Here is a 13,929-nt window from a genome sequence, read left to right as displayed (position 1 = left end):
TGCCCCGACCTGGAGCCATGAACGCGGGCGAGGTGACCTGGCTGGGCGTCGACGTCGGGGGGACGTTCACCGACGTTGTACTGATCGCCGACGGGACGCTCACGACGGCCAAGGTCCCGACGACGGGCGAGCAGAGCGAAGGTGTCCTCGCGGGGATCGAAACGGCGTGTGAATCGGCCGGGATCGACGTCGCGGCCGTCGATCGGTTCCGCCACGCGACGACGGCGGCGGTCAACGCGATGCTCGAGGGGGCGGGAGCGACGACGGCGCTGGTCACGACCGAGGGGTTCGCGGACGTCCTCGCGATCGGCCGCCAGGACCGGCCGGCGCTGTACGACCTCGACGCGAGGAAGCCCGAGCCGCTGGTCCCGCCTGCCCGACGCTTCGAGATCGACGAGCGTACCACGCCCGAGGGCGTCGAGCGCGCGGTCGATCCCGACGCCGTCCGGGCACTCGCCGATTCGATCCCCGAAGACGTCCAGAGCGTGGCGGTCTCTCTCCTGCACGCCTACGCCCATCCCGAGCACGAGCGGGCGGTCGCCGACGCCCTGGAAGCGGCGGGCGAGTGGTCGGTCTCGACGAGTCACGAGGTGCTCGGGACGTTCCGGGAGTACGAGCGGACCGCCACGACTGTCGCGGACGCCTATGTGACGCCGGTCATCGACGCGTACATGGGTCGGCTGACCGAGCGGGCACGCGAGCGGGGACTGCCCGCCCCGCGGGTCATGCAATCCAACGGCGGGATCGCCCCGGCGGCGACCGTCCGCGAGCACGCGGTGACGACGCTGCTCTCGGGGCCGGCAGCGGGCGTCGTCGGCGCGTCGACCGTCGCGGACGCCGATCGGCTGGTCACCTTCGACATGGGCGGGACCTCCGCGGACGTGGGCCTGGTGACCGACGGCACGGCGGCCAGAACCACCGACGCGACGATCGCCGAGCGCCCGGTCGGCGTGCCGATGGTCGATGTCGAGACGGTCGGGGCCGGCGGCGGCAGCGTCGGCTGGGTGGACGCGGGCGGGGCGCTCCGGGTCGGCCCGGAATCCGCGGGTGCCGAGCCCGGCCCGGCCTGCTACGGCCGCGGCGGCACCGAGCCGACGGTCACGGACGCCGCCCTCCAGCTGGGCTATCTCGGCGGGGAATCGCTGGGCGCTCTCGACCTCGACGCCGACGCTGCGGAGGCGGCGCTGGCCGACCTCGCAAGCGAGGCCGACCTGGACGGGCCGGTGGCGGCGGCCCGGGGGATCTACCGCGTCGCGAACGCGACGATGACGCGGACGATCCGGTCGGTGACGGTCGAGCGCGGCCAGGACCCCCGATCGTTCTCGCTCGTCGCCTTCGGCGGCGCGGGGCCGATGCACGCCGCCGCGCTGGCCGATCGCCTCGGGATCGAACGCGTCCTCGTCCCGGCGGCCAGCGGCGTCCTCTCGGCGTACGGGCTGCTCGCCGCCGACGAGACCCACGACGCCGCCCGCACCCACCGGACCCGGCTTGCGGCGGCCGACGTTGCGACGATCGAGGCGCGATACGACGACCTCGAGGCGAGCGTTCTCGGGGACGCGAGCGACCCCGACCGCGCGACGATCGAGCGCGAGGCCGACCTCCGGTACGCCGGCCAGAGCTACGAGGTGACTGCCCCCGCGACAGACCCGTTCGATCCGACGGCGATGCGGGATCGCTTCCACGCCGCCCACGAGCGCGTCCGGGGCTATCGACTCCCCGACGAGCCGGTCGAACTCGTCACCCTCCGGACGACTGCGACGATCCCTGGAGAGGAGCCGCCGCTGTCGAGCGCGGGCACGGACGATCCACACCGGACGACGCGGCGCGTTTCCTTCGAAGGTCGCTATCGGGAGACGCGGGTGTACGATCGCGAGGGGCTTTCCGCCGGTGCGTCCGTGGATGGACCGGCCGTCGTCGCGGGTGGCGAGAGCACGGTCGTCGTACCGCCGGGCTGGACGGGCTCGGTGGACGATCGTGGGACGCTCGTCCTCGATGGAGGTGGGTCGGCGTGAGCGAACGACTCGACGCGATCGAACTCGAGATCGTCCGCAACCAGCTTGCGGGCGTCGCCGAGGAGATGGGCGACGTGTTGATCCGTGGCGCGTACTCGCCGAACATCGCCGAGCGCCGGGACTGCTCGACGGCGATATTCGACGCCGACGGCCGCCTGCTCGCCCAGGCCGAGCACATCCCGGTCCACCTCGGGGCGATGCCCGACGCCGTCGCGGCGGTGCGCGAGCGCGATCCCGACCCCGGCGACGTGTTCGTCTTGAACGACCCCTACACCGGCGGGACCCACCTTCCGGACGTGACGATGGTCTCGCCGATCTCCCGCGAGGGAGCCGACGCCGCGGGACGATCGAGCGGGCCGCGCCCGCGAGACGGAGGCGAGATCGTGGCCTACGCCGCCTCCCGGGCCCACCACGCCGACGTGGGCGGGATGGCCCCCGGCAGCATGCCCGCCGGCGCGCGGGACGTCTACCAGGAGGGGCTGGTGATCCCCCCGACGCGCCTCGTGGCGCGCGGGGATCTGCGGGCGGAGGTCGAGGACCTGCTGCTCGCGAACGTCCGCAATCCCGACGAGCGCCGGGCGGACCTGCGCGCCCAGCGGGCGGCCAACGACCGCGGTGCCGAACGGATCGGCGACCTGCTCGCCGAGCATGGCGACCGACTCAGGGACGCTTTCGACGCCGTCATCGAGTACTCACGCGAGCGCGTCGAGAGCGAGATCGCGGCCCTGCCGGACGGCCGCTACGGGGCGAGCGACGTCCTCGAGGGGGACGGGATCACCGACGCGGACATCCCGATCGAGGTGACCGTGACGATCGACGGCGAGCACCTGGATGTGGACTTCGCCGGCACCGCGGAGCAGGTCGCGGGCAACGTCAACGCGCCGCTCGCTGTCGCGAAGAGCGCGGTCTACTTCGTCGTCCGGTGTGTGACCGACCCGGACGTGCCGCCAAACCAGGGCTGTTACGATCCAGTCTCGGTCAGTGCGCCGGCGGGCTCGCTGTTGAACCCAGACCCGCCGGCGGCGGTCGTGGGCGGCAACGTCGAGACGAGCCAGCGCGTCGCGGACGTGGTCTTTGCGGCCATCGGCGAGGCTGCCCCCGAGCGCGTCCCGGCGGCAGGCCAGGGGACGATGAACAACCTCGTGATCGGCTCGCCCACCTTCACCTACTACGAGACGATCGGTGGGGGAGGGGGCGCGACAGCCGACGCCGACGGGGCCGACGGCGTGCAGGTCGGCATGACCAACACGGAGAACACGCCCGTCGAGGCCCTCGAAGCGGCCTACCCCCTTCGGGTCGAGGCGTACTCGATCCGGCGGGGGAGCGGCGGCGAGGGCGAGTGCGCGGGCGGTGATGGTCTCCGGCGGTCGATCCGCGTCGAGACGGCGGCGACGGTGTCGCTGCTGACCGAGCGACGGCGACACGCGCCGGCGGGCCGAGCGGGCGGCGGTGACGGGGCGACCGGTCGGAACCTGATCGACGGCGCGGCGGTCGAGGCCAAGGTCACTCGCGAGGTTGGGGCCGGCACCGTCGTGACCGTTTTGACGCCGGGTGGCGGTGGCTACGGTGCCGTAGTCAGGGGCCCAACCGATGTGGACGACTCTGGGAATGGATAACACTCATGGCCGTCCGATTTGAACATCCGTACAATGCGGGCTGATCGCCGCACGGTTGCCGTCTTCGTCGTCGGATTGATCGGCGTCCTTGCGCTGGTGGTTTCGGCAGCGATGCTGACGGATCCGGCAGGGGAGGAAGCTTCGGCGGGGTGGATCAATCTCGGGTCGGGGGAGCACCCGCAAGGTGAACTCTTCAGCGGGACACTCGATCTACCGATCCCGTCGCTGTATCTCGACGTGCTCTGGACCGCGTTGGCTGTCTCAGCGGTGGTGTTTTTGTTGGCCAGCTTGCTACTCCTCGATACGGAGGAACTCGTCCGTATCGTATTGGGGGCTCTGGCAGTGGTGATACCCGGCGCGGTCATCGGATTGCTCATGGGCAACGTCGGGATGGGTGGCACGATCTTTTCGATGAACGGAACCGTCGCTAACGAGACCGGGATGTCGCTGTCGACCGGCGAATCAGCGCCACCGGGAAGCGGCGGCCTCTCACCGTATTTGCTCGGTGCGGGGATACTCGTGATACTGGTCACGGTCGGCGTCCTGTTCGCACGCTCGGGCGACGAGACGGCCATCGATATCCCGGCGGACGATGCGGACGAATCAGCGGGCGAGCAGCGACTTGTTTCGCTGGGTGAGGCAGCCGGTCGTGCCGCCGCCGGCATCGCGGCCTCGGAGGGTCCCGCGGACAATGCCGTCTACGAGGCCTGGATCGAGATGACCGACGCCCTCGCGGTCGCGGATCCGGAAACGACGACGTCCGGTGAGTTCGCCGATGCGGCCGTCGATGCGGGCATGGATCCCGAGCACGTTCGTGAACTCACCCGGCTGTTCGAGGACGTGCGCTACGGCGACGCGTCGGTCTCTCAAGCGCGGGCCGAACGCGCTCGGGCGGCATTGGAACGTATCGAGGCGACCTACGCGGGTGAGCAGTCGTGACCGCTGCCGACGGGGCGGGTGTCGAAAGCACCGGACACGCTCCGGGCATCGGGCGCGTTCTGGGTGTGATCGGCCTGCTTGCGGTCCTCGGCGGTGTCGTGACGATCGTCCGACCGTCGCTCGCGTCGGAGACGGGACTCGGATACGGGTTCGTGACGCTACTGGGCGTCGTCATCCTGGCGGCCAGTCTGCGGTACTGGATCGGACTCGTGCTTACGCCGATCGAATCGGCGACGCCACCGGCAGTCGAGGATCGCACGCCGATCTCCATTCCGGGCGGGGCGTTCGATCGGACGATCGCCGATCGGCGTGTCGCTTCGATCACGCGGTTGCGAGCCAGACAGGCGGTCGTCGATCGCCTGCAATCGGTCGCTGAGCGGATCCGCGACCGCGAGCGTGGCAACTCCGAGACGGAGTCGGTCGACAGCTTCTGGAGCGACGACGCGGCTGGGGCGCTGCTGGCGGACGGCGACAGCGAGACTGCGGCGGGCCTGACGGACCGGCTGGCAGCCGCCAGAACCGGACAGACGGCGTTTCAGCGTCGCGTCAACGCCGCCGTCGCGGAACTCGCGGCGCGTTACGATGGCGAGAGCGCGTCGGTCGAACTCGACGAACCGGCGGAGACATCGACGATCATCCCCTCGGAACCCGGCTTGGGGCCGACCGCCCGCTTTCGAATACTCAAGCCGATGGCGCTGACGGCCGTCGGCGTGGGCGTCGTGTTCGGCTCGGCGGCCCTGCTGCTCGCGGGCGCACTGTTCGGCGGCGTTGGCGTCTATGCCGCGGCGGGATCGCCACCGACGGCTTCGATTCGGCTCTCCCGTTCGATCGAACCCGTCGAGCCGACGCCAGGTGAGACTGTCCGGGTGACCGTCGAGGTCGAAAACGAGAGCGATCAGTTCGTGCCCGACCTCCGGGTTATCGATCGCGTCCCGGACGGCCTTTCGGTCACGGACGGCTCGCCGCGCCACGGGACTGCGCTCAGACCGGGCGCGACGGCGACGTACGCCTACCGGGTCGAGGCGGTTCGGGGGCATTACGAGTTCGGTGCCGTGTCTCTCGTCACCCGGAACCTCTCGGGGACCTTCGAACGCGTCGCGGACGTCACTGCCGCGGGCGACGCGTCCGTCACCTACGACGTGACGGCGGCCATGGATCGCTCGGTTCCGTTGCGCAAACAGACCTCCCGAAGCGTCGGGCGGGTACTCACCGACGTCGGCGGCAGCGGTATCGAACTCCACTCGGTCCGGGAGTACCGGACCGGCGATCCGCTCAACCGGATCGACTGGAGTCGGGCGGCCCGCGGTGAGGAACTGGCGACGCTACAGTTCCGTGAGGAGCGATCGGCGACAGTCGTCATGCTGGTCGATACTCGGGCGGAAGCCTACATCGCTTCGGACGCGGACGCCCCGTCAGCCGTCGATCGGAGCGTTCTCGCGGCGGCGGACGTCGCGTCGGCGTTGCTCGATGCCGACGACCGGGTTGGTCTGGGGGCGCTGTCCCCCCGCCAGTGCTGGGTGGCACCGAGTTCCGGGCACACCCACCGGACACGGATTCATGAGGTGCTCGCGAACGCGGAGGCGTTCGGCCCGCGGCCGCCGGACCAGTCGTTCAAGCCGGCGATCCGGCTGCAATCGATCCGGAAGCGACTCCCGAGCGTCGCCCAGCTGCTGGTGTTCTCGCCGGTCTGTGATGACGAACTCGTCGATATCGTGCGTCGACTCCAGGCGAGCGGCCATCCGACGACGGTGATCAGCCCGAACCCGACGGGCGGGCGAACGCCGGGCGGGACGCTGGCCCGGATCGAACGCGGCTTGCGCCTCTCGCGTCTGCGCGAGGCCGACGTTCGCGTCGTCGACTGGAATGAGTCCGAACCGCTCGCGCTGGCCCTGACGGCGGCCGGCCGGAGGTGGTCGTGATGGCGGGGCCGGCCACGCCGACCCGGCGGCTGAGCGTCCCGGCCGTCGCGGCTGGGATCCTCGTCGTCGTGACCACGAGTCCCGTCCCGGTCGCGGGACTGGCGGCCGTCGTCGGTAGCGCGGGGGTGATCGTGGGGGTCCGGCGGGGATCACGGGCCACCCTCGGGATCGGCGTCGCCGTCCAGTTCGGCGCTGTGATCGTGGCTGCCCTCGGCGGGCTTGGGATCGCACTCGTCCTCGCCGCGTCGCTCGCGGTCGTTCTCAGCTGGGATTTCGGCGAACAGGCGATCACCGTCGCCGAACAGTTACGGACGACAGCCAGCGGGACGCGTCCGCTGGTGGTCCATGCAGCCGGGACGGTACTCGTCGGAACCCTCCTCTTTGGCGGCATCTCCAGCCTCTATCAACTGGCCGGTGGCGGTCGCCCCCTGCTCGCGCTCGTCCTCCTGTTGGGGGGTGGCGTGGCCGTCCTGGCTGGGACGCGCCTCTGAGACGCGACGCAGTGATCTCACCCGTCGACGTGGACGGGAATCCACCATACGCGAGAGCGCCCGCCGACTTTCTTCGACGTCAGATCCGTCGTCTCCTCTAGTTCGTGTAATTTGTTCAGTGCTGTCCGGCGCGAACAGCCCAGCGTGTCGGCGACCTCGCTTGCCGTCAGCGGTTCGGCGTAATCTCTCCGGTCGCTGAAGATGTCCGTCACCGCCTCGACGGTATATTCTGTTTCGCGTCCTGATTCACTCATACGTGTCTTTCGGCGTGATCGTATTTATTCTCTTGTGGCGTACCAGCCCAGTCGTTCCTTCCGCGTGGCTGGTGGGGTGGCTTCGATAGCGGGCGCTATTCGCATGGGGACAACACTCACATTGATCGATCGATTAGCCCCCGATAGTGCAAGTCGATCGTCGGACGGTAGGTGTCGTAATGGTGGGCGTCGTTGGCGCGCTCGCGCTCGCGTTCGCCGCCGGGACGCTGACCAGCCCTGCCGCGCAGGGTGGGGGAAGTCTGCTTTCCATCGAGGGGAACTCCACGACCCTGTTTCAGGCCGACGACCCGCAGGATATCGATTCGTCGCCGCTCCCCGATGTTGGCCCGGTCGTGCAGATCCTGTTCCTGGGACTGTTCGTGCTCACTACGGCCGTTGCCGTCTACGTTCTCAGCGTTCGTGATCTCATCACGATCGTGTCTGCCGTCGTCCTGGCCGGTCTCGCCTTCTGGCTGTTCATGGAGGTGATTTCGGCGCTGAGTGGCGAGGGCGGCGATTTCGGGTTCGCAGAGGACACTGGTATTGGCATCCCGGGTGGCGCTGGCGGGTTTGGGCCCCAAGCTATCGAGTCCGCGCCGCCGTCGCCGTTCCTGTTGGGGTCAATCGGGCTTGTCGCGTTGCTCGCGCTCGTCGTTCTGTTCGGACTGTCGACCGATGAGACTCCCGCCGAACCGGAAGCCGAATCCGAAGACGACGACGTCACGCCGGAGACACTGACGCCTGTCGGTGCCGCGGCCGGCCGTGCGGCCGACCAACTCGCCGACGGGACAGCGTCGACTTCGAATGTGGTCTACCGCGCCTGGGTGGATATGACTGCGGCGCTTGCGGTCCCGAACCGGCAGTCCACGACGCCCGGCGAGTTCGCCGAGGCGGCGATCGAGGCCGGGATGAAACCCCGGGACGTCGAGGAACTCACACGGCTGTTCGAGGACGTTCGATACGGCGACGCGTCCGTCTCCGAGCAACGTGAACGCCGGGCGACCGAAGCGCTGCGACGGATCGAGTCGACCTATGCTGGTGATGAGACGTGAGCCGGATGCGCGCCCGGTCCCGCCGTCCCGACGACGAGACTGACGAGGCCTCGGCGGTCGGGCTGCGGCGGTTTCTGAGCGTCTTCGGCGTGTTCGCGGTTGCCGCCGGCTTCGTGGTGTTGATCGCACCGGGGGTCGGGAGCGGGCTCTCGATGGAGTATCTCGTCGTGATGGCCATCGGGGCGGCGTTGCTGTTCTTCGCTGCCCGTCGGTGGTTCAAGCGCGCACTTTCGTCGGTTGATACCGCCGAGACCCCGCCTGTCGAACGCCGGACGACGGTCTCGGTGCCGGGGGATGACTTCGACGAGATGCTCATCAAGAATGCGGAGAACGCCATGGGCCGACTGCAGGTCAAGAGTACCTCCAAGGATCGTATTCGGGCGGTTGCCGAGGCTGTGTTCGAGGGGGATGGGGCGGACGTCGACGAACAACTCCAGGCCGGCACGTGGAGCGACGACCCCGACGCAGTCGCGCTGTTTTCGGGGCAACGAACCAGCGTTCGCGATCGCGTGTCGTCGTTCGTCAGTGGGACGCCGGTGCTCCAGCGTCGGATCGTCAGTGCGATCGAGCAACTCGCGGGTCTCGCCGGCGAGGAGGTCTCCTGGGGCGAGATTCCGGACAGATCCGAAGACCGGGAGCCGACGGAGCCGGGCGATCATGCGACCGATCGGTGGCACGGACTGACGGCACTGGCGTTGACGACGGTCGGCTTCGGTGTGCTCCTCAGCCAGCCCGGACTGGTCCTGTGTGGGGCTGTCCTGTCGGGCCTCGGTGCCTATGCAGTCGCCGGCTCGTCGCCCTCGACGGAGGTTCGGATCGACCGGGATATCCAGCCGACCGATCCCCATCCCGGCGATTCCGTGTCCGTCACCGTCGAAGTCGAGAACGTCGGCGAGCAACTCATCCCCGATCTTCGGATTGTCGATGGTGTGCCCGCCGACCTCACTGTCGAGGACAACAGTCCCCGCCACGGGACCGCACTCCGGCCCGGCGCGACGATGGAATACACCTACACGCTCAGTGGCGTGCGTGGGAACCACACCTTCGAGGATGCGTTTCTCGTCTCGCGCAACCTCCCGGGCACGCTCGAACGGGTCGCGGAAACCGACGTCGACGGCGATCAATCGGTTACCTACGACGTCGCCTCGGCGCTGGATCTGTCGGTCCCGCTTCGCAAGCACGCCTCGATGCACGTCGGCCGCGTCCTGACTGACTCTGCCGGGAGCGGTCTGGAGTTTCACTCGGTCCGGGAGTACCGCAGCGGCGATCCACTGACACGCATCGACTGGAGCCGGGCCGCCCGTGGCGAGGGCCTGGCGACGCTGCAGTTCCACGAGGAGCGTGCGGCGACGGTCGTGTTGGTTATCGATGCCCGTCGGGAGGCCTACGTCGCCAGCGACGACGATTCGCCGTCGGCTGTCGACCGGAGCGTCCTCGCCGCTGCGAAACTCGCGTCGGCGCTGCTGGCTGCCGACGACCGGGTCGGGCTTGCCGCCCTGTCGCCCCGGCAATGCTGGCTCTCACCGGGGGCCGGTCACACGCATCTCGCGCGCCTCCACGACATGCTTGGGACCGACGAGGCCTTCGCCCCGTCGCCGCCGACGCTCCCGTATTACCAGCGTATCAATCTGCCCGCGCTCCGGAAGCGACTGCCGTCTGACAGTCAGCTGCTCGTGTTTTCGCCGCTGGTCGACGACGAGGTCGTCGGGGTCGTTCGACAGCTCCAGGCGAGCGGGCACCCGGTAACGATCATCAGTCCGGATTCCTCCGGCAGCGGGACCCCGGGACGGACGCTCGCACGTCTCGAACGTCGCAAGCGGCTCTCGGAGCTTCGCGGTGCCAACGTTCGCGTGGTCGACTGGGACCGCGACGAATCGCTCGCGCTTGCGCTGACGAACGCTGGACGGCGGTGGTCGTGATGGATGAAGCGATCCGCCCACCCCGGTTTGCCCTTCTGTTGACCGGCGGGGCGGTCACAATCGCCGCCCTGGCCCTGTCCCTCGTTCCGTCTGCCGGTCTGCTTGCGTTCGCCGGTGGCCTGATCGCCGTCGTCGGGACCGCACGCGGCTCCCAGCGCGTACTCGGGCTCGGTGCCCTCTTGCAGTTCGCCGCGGTCGTAGTCGCCGGCGCGGCCTCGCTCTCGCCGGGGCTGTTGCTCGTCGGGATTCTCGGGGCCGTCCTGGGGTGGGATATCGGCGAGCAATCGATCAACGTGACCCGCCAACTCGGATCCGATGCCACGATGGTCCGCTCGATCGTCATCCATGGGGCTGGCTCGACGTTCGTCGGCGCGGTCGCCATGGTGCTCGTCTACGGGACGTTTCTGGTCTCGACCGGCGGTCAGCCCCTCGTCGCGCTCGTCGCCTTCCTCGGGGGCGGTGGGCTGGTGTTGCTCGCGATGCGTGCCTGAGTCAGACCGTCGGGACGGGAACGTCTTCGAGAACCCGGTCGATCACGGCTGTTTTGGGCACTTCGTCGACTCTGGCGTCGGGCGTGAGTACTAGCCGGTGGGCCAGTGCCGGCCGGGCGACCCGCTTGACGTCGTCCGGCGTGACGTACTCCCGGCCCGAAATCGTCGCTCGCGCCCGCACGATCTCGAACAACCGCTGGGTGCCACGCGGCGAGACGCCGACCTCGACGTGGCGGTGTTCGCGTGTCGCCCGCGTGATTTCCGCCATGTATTCCAGCAAGTCCTCCTCGACCCGGATCGTTTCGGGAACCTGCCGGAGCGCCGTTACCGATTCGGCGTCGAGCACCGTCTCGACCGAGGGGCTCTGGTCGTCGCGACCGGCCCGTCGTCGGAGGAGTTCGACTTCGCCATCGAGTTCGGGGTAGCCCATCGTCGCTTTGATCGCAAAGCGGTCCACCTGGGCTTCGGGCAACTCGAAGGTTCCTTCCATCTCGACGGGGTTCTGGGTCGCGATGACGAAGAACGGATCCGGGAGTTGGTAGGTGTCGCCGCCGGCGGTGACCTGGCCCTCCTCCATGGCTTCCAGCAGCGCCGACTGGGTTTTCGGCGGGGCGCGGTTGATCTCGTCGGCCAGGACGACGTTGGCGAAGATCGGGCCTTCGCTGAACTCGAAGGTCCGATCGCGCTCGTTGTAGATGTGAGTCCCGGTGACGTCAGTCGGGAGCAGGTCCGGGGTGAACTGGACGCGCGAAAAGGAGAGGCCGAGCGCCTCCGCGAGACTTCGGGCAGTCAGCGTCTTGCCCGTGCCGGGCACGTCTTCGAGCAGGACGTGCCCGCGACCGAGCACGCCCAGAAAGACCGTTTCGAGGAACTCCTGATCGGTGATGATCGCCGATTCGAGTTCGTCCAGCAGCCGAGTACACGTATCGCTCGCCTCGGAGACATCCATGGACCGATGATCGCTCCACGCGCCCTTAGTTTTCGTGGTGGGGCCTGTCGGGATCGCCGGCGGCGGCCTGCCGTGGTGCGTCCAGATCGAAACCGATAAACACGGACCCGAACTACCGGAGGGTAAGCCGAGGTAGCCTAGCCTGGCCAAGGCGCCTGCCTCGAGAGCAGGTGTCCTCACGGACTCGAGAGTTCAAATCTCTCCCTCGGCGTTTTCCACGAGCAAATACGCGAGTGGAAACGCTTTCGGAGATTTGAATGAGGCCAGAGGTAGCCCGCGCAGGCCGAAGGCCGAGCAGGACCCTCTGGACGTAGTTCAAATCGCTCCCTCGGCGTTTTTCTCGCCACAACCTGCCGAGCGAAGCGCTCCGTCGCTCACGTCAGGAGGAACAGCAGGAGACTGATCGTGACGACCGCAACGGTGAACATGCCGGCGAGCGCGCCGCCCATCGAGACGACGGCGTTGGCGGTGCTCGCAAGCGTTTCGGTTCGATCCGTCCCGAAGACCGTCACTTTGGCTTTTTCGCTGGCCATCCCGGCCTCGACGGGTTCGAGGTCGTCGAGGGCGTCCCCGACCAGCGTGTCGATCACGTCGATCAATTCGTCGCCTGGAATCTCGTCACCGACCTGGTTTTCAGCTTCGACTGTGTTGACGACGTGGGTGTCCGAGGTCATCACCTCCAGTAGATCAACCTGGTCGACAGTGTCGACGATCGCCTCCCGGAGACCGGGTTCCATGTTGTTGCCGTCGACCAGGACGTAGGCCGTCGTTTGCCCGTCGACTGCCACGACAGCCACACGGACACCGAGCGGGCCGATCCCGTCTTCGGGTTCCCAGGGCGTCTCGTCGTGGGCCGTCCCGAGGCGAAGCGTTCCCTGCTTGGCCGCTTCGAGGCGATCGCCCAGGCGGTCCGCCCCGTGGATCAGGTCGAACGATCGCTCTCCGCCGGGGACGACGTGGCCCAGGTTCTGGCCTTCGAGACCGTTGTTGCAGTTGTGGGCGTCGACGAGCATCACTTCCGAGAGGTGGCCGTTCCGGGCTTCGGCGGCGGCCGAGAGCCCGACAGCGTACTCGATGTCGTCGGCGTACCCGGGCGAGTAGGTGACGGTCGCGAGCGCGTGGTCGCCGAACGCCTGGCCGGTGAGCGTCGCATCACCCTCCTGGAGGCGCTCGCCCGGCGTCGCCGTCTCTGCATACGCGATACGGTCGTGGGCCCGCTCGGCGGCGTCGAGGATCGTCTCGACTTCCCCTTCGGTCACGAGATTGAAGTCGTGTCCGGCCGTGGCGTGGGGCGGGAATCCGAGGCCGTCGGCCTCTTCGGCGATCCGCTTTGGCAGGTTTCCGCCGCCGATCTCACCCATCGGTCCGGGATGGATCATCGGCAGGACGAACCGCGCCTTCTCGTCGCCGTCGGGGCGACGAAACACGAGGACACTTACCGGTACGAGTGCTTCCTCGCCGATCTCCTCGAAGAACTCTTCGAGTTCGTTCGATCCCTCCGCGATGTGTCCGATGAAGCCCTCGAGGAAATCCAGGGCACTGACGCCGAGACTCCGCCGCCAGGGCCAGTCGATCACGACGAGGAACAGCCAGACGGCGATCGCATAGATACCACAGAGAAGCGCCAACACGAGGAAGTCACTCGGGAGAATCACGAGCAGCTCGGGTGGAGCCTGTTCGGGTCGCGAGAGGTACGATCTGGCGAGGGGGCCGCCGACTTCCAGGTACCGCATCGTCCCGCTGTAGACGAACAGCAACACGGCAGCGGCGAGGGTCTGGATACTCGCCGGGATCGCCGCGACGGCCAGCCGATGGCGTGAGACGGCCATGACGATCAGCAGTCGGACGGCGAAGATGGCTGCAAGGGAGAAAACCAGGGCGTCGAAGACGAAGATCTGTCCGAGTGGCGTCAGCGCGGCCACGAGACTTGCACTGGTCATGATCGCAATGACGAGCAACTCACAGCCGAGTGCGAGCAGCGACGCCCGGCTCGGCGTCAACTGGCCGCCGATCAACCGATCGACCGGTGGCGTCAGCACCCCGGCCGCGAGCGTCGGCAGTCCGATGTAGAAGATCCCCTGCCAGGCGTCCTCGAGAACGTATCGCGAGTCGAAGGCCGCGACGCCCACGATGGCGGCGATGAGAAGCGCAAAGCCGATGCTGGAGTACCACCGCGGAGCACGGAAGATATATCGCGAGAGGCCGGCGAGATTGCCCTGCGTCGTCGTCATTCCAACTGATGGTTTTCCCGACAGGGGTTAAAAGTACCTGACTGTGTCTCACTCGG

Annotated in this window: 11 protein-coding genes and 1 tRNA gene; 9 read left to right on the top strand and 3 right to left on the bottom strand. The window is 68.2% G+C overall.

Annotated features, from left to right (window positions below; translation table 11 throughout):
• Positions 1 to 17 precede the first annotated feature (17 nt).
• The 5 genes from SVXhr_RS10785 to SVXhr_RS10765 are packed head-to-tail and all read left to right on the top strand — an operon-like array spanning position 18 to position 6,977.
• Positions 18 to 2,012, top strand: a complete 1,995-nt coding sequence (locus SVXhr_RS10785) for a hydantoinase/oxoprolinase family protein (RefSeq protein WP_275737202.1) — start codon at positions 18 to 20, stop codon at positions 2,010 to 2,012.
• Entirely contained in the window at positions 2,009 to 3,628 is a 1,620-nt protein-coding gene (locus SVXhr_RS10780; RefSeq protein ID WP_275737201.1) for a hydantoinase B/oxoprolinase family protein, read from the top strand. Before SVXhr_RS10785 ends, SVXhr_RS10780 begins: the two co-directional genes overlap by 4 nt.
• A gap of 33 nt (positions 3,629 to 3,661) precedes the next feature.
• Positions 3,662 to 4,567, top strand: coding sequence for a DUF4129 domain-containing protein (locus tag SVXhr_RS10775; RefSeq protein ID WP_275737200.1), 906 nt, complete (start codon positions 3,662 to 3,664; stop codon positions 4,565 to 4,567).
• Positions 4,564 to 6,486 (top strand): DUF58 domain-containing protein, encoded by a 1,923-nt coding sequence (locus SVXhr_RS10770; RefSeq protein WP_275737199.1) that lies wholly within the window; start codon positions 4,564 to 4,566, stop codon positions 6,484 to 6,486. The genes SVXhr_RS10775 and SVXhr_RS10770 overlap by 4 nt, the downstream gene beginning before the upstream one ends.
• The gene (locus SVXhr_RS10765; protein WP_275737198.1) at positions 6,486 to 6,977 is read left to right on the top strand and encodes a hypothetical protein; all 492 of its coding nucleotides are present in this window, start codon (positions 6,486 to 6,488) and stop codon (positions 6,975 to 6,977) included. Before SVXhr_RS10770 ends, SVXhr_RS10765 begins: the two co-directional genes overlap by 1 nt.
• A gap of 17 nt (positions 6,978 to 6,994) precedes the next feature.
• Here the strand turns inward: SVXhr_RS10765 and SVXhr_RS10760 are convergent, their stop codons facing one another.
• Positions 6,995 to 7,231, bottom strand: coding sequence for an HTH domain-containing protein (locus SVXhr_RS10760; protein WP_275737197.1), 237 nt, complete (start codon positions 7,229 to 7,231; stop codon positions 6,995 to 6,997).
• A gap of 179 nt (positions 7,232 to 7,410) precedes the next feature.
• Between SVXhr_RS10760 and SVXhr_RS10755 the strand changes: the two genes are divergently transcribed.
• The 3 genes from SVXhr_RS10755 to SVXhr_RS10745 are packed head-to-tail and all read left to right on the top strand — an operon-like array spanning position 7,411 to position 10,693.
• On the top strand, positions 7,411 to 8,283 hold the full coding sequence (locus SVXhr_RS10755; protein WP_275737196.1) for a DUF4129 domain-containing protein: 873 nt from the start codon (positions 7,411 to 7,413) through the stop codon (positions 8,281 to 8,283).
• Between the two features lie 5 nt (positions 8,284 to 8,288).
• Complete coding sequence (locus tag SVXhr_RS10750; protein WP_275740938.1) at positions 8,289 to 10,202, top strand: DUF58 domain-containing protein; 1,914 nt, start codon at positions 8,289 to 8,291, stop codon at positions 10,200 to 10,202.
• The gene (locus SVXhr_RS10745) at positions 10,202 to 10,693 is read left to right on the top strand and encodes a hypothetical protein (protein WP_275737195.1); all 492 of its coding nucleotides are present in this window, start codon (positions 10,202 to 10,204) and stop codon (positions 10,691 to 10,693) included. The genes SVXhr_RS10750 and SVXhr_RS10745 overlap by 1 nt, the downstream gene beginning before the upstream one ends.
• Before the next feature lies 1 nt (position 10,694).
• On the opposite strand, the gene SVXhr_RS10740 is transcribed toward SVXhr_RS10745, so the two are convergent.
• The gene (locus tag SVXhr_RS10740) at positions 10,695 to 11,642 is read right to left on the bottom strand and encodes a MoxR family ATPase (protein WP_275737194.1); all 948 of its coding nucleotides are present in this window, start codon (positions 11,640 to 11,642) and stop codon (positions 10,695 to 10,697) included.
• 126 nt (positions 11,643 to 11,768) lie between these two features.
• Here SVXhr_RS10740 and SVXhr_RS10735 point away from each other — a divergent pair.
• Positions 11,769 to 11,853: transfer RNA gene (locus SVXhr_RS10735), tRNA-Ser, on the top strand.
• A gap of 163 nt (positions 11,854 to 12,016) precedes the next feature.
• Here the strand turns inward: SVXhr_RS10735 and SVXhr_RS10730 are convergent.
• Complete coding sequence (locus SVXhr_RS10730; RefSeq protein WP_275737193.1) at positions 12,017 to 13,873, bottom strand: DUF2070 family protein; 1,857 nt, start codon at positions 13,871 to 13,873, stop codon at positions 12,017 to 12,019.
• Positions 13,874 to 13,929 lie beyond the last annotated feature (56 nt).

This window comes from Halorhabdus sp. SVX81 (assembly GCF_029207715.1).
Classification (GTDB): domain Archaea; phylum Halobacteriota; class Halobacteria; order Halobacteriales; family Haloarculaceae; genus Halorhabdus.
Note: the sequence above shows the minus strand (reverse complement) of the source record. Positions and strands in the feature narration are given on the sequence as shown.

What these genes read in the sequence shown, in the direction of transcription:
- SVXhr_RS10785 (WP_275737202.1), top strand. Translation starts at nt 18, where the DNA reads ATGAACGCGGGCGAGGTGACCTGGCTGGGCGTCGACGTCGGGGGGACG.
- SVXhr_RS10775 (WP_275737200.1), top strand. Translation starts at nt 3,662, where the DNA reads ATGCGGGCTGATCGCCGCACGGTTGCCGTCTTCGTCGTCGGATTGATC.
- SVXhr_RS10765 (WP_275737198.1), top strand. Translation starts at nt 6,486, where the DNA reads ATGGCGGGGCCGGCCACGCCGACCCGGCGGCTGAGCGTCCCGGCCGTC.
- SVXhr_RS10760 (WP_275737197.1), bottom strand. Translation starts at nt 7,231, where the DNA reads ATGAGTGAATCAGGACGCGAAACAGAATATACCGTCGAGGCGGTGACG.
- SVXhr_RS10755 (WP_275737196.1), top strand. Translation starts at nt 7,411, where the DNA reads ATGGTGGGCGTCGTTGGCGCGCTCGCGCTCGCGTTCGCCGCCGGGACG.
- SVXhr_RS10750 (WP_275740938.1), top strand. Translation starts at nt 8,289, where the DNA reads ATGCGCGCCCGGTCCCGCCGTCCCGACGACGAGACTGACGAGGCCTCG.
- SVXhr_RS10745 (WP_275737195.1), top strand. Translation starts at nt 10,202, where the DNA reads ATGGATGAAGCGATCCGCCCACCCCGGTTTGCCCTTCTGTTGACCGGC.
- SVXhr_RS10740 (WP_275737194.1), bottom strand. Translation starts at nt 11,642, where the DNA reads ATGGATGTCTCCGAGGCGAGCGATACGTGTACTCGGCTGCTGGACGAA.
- SVXhr_RS10730 (WP_275737193.1), bottom strand. Translation starts at nt 13,873, where the DNA reads ATGACGACGACGCAGGGCAATCTCGCCGGCCTCTCGCGATATATCTTC.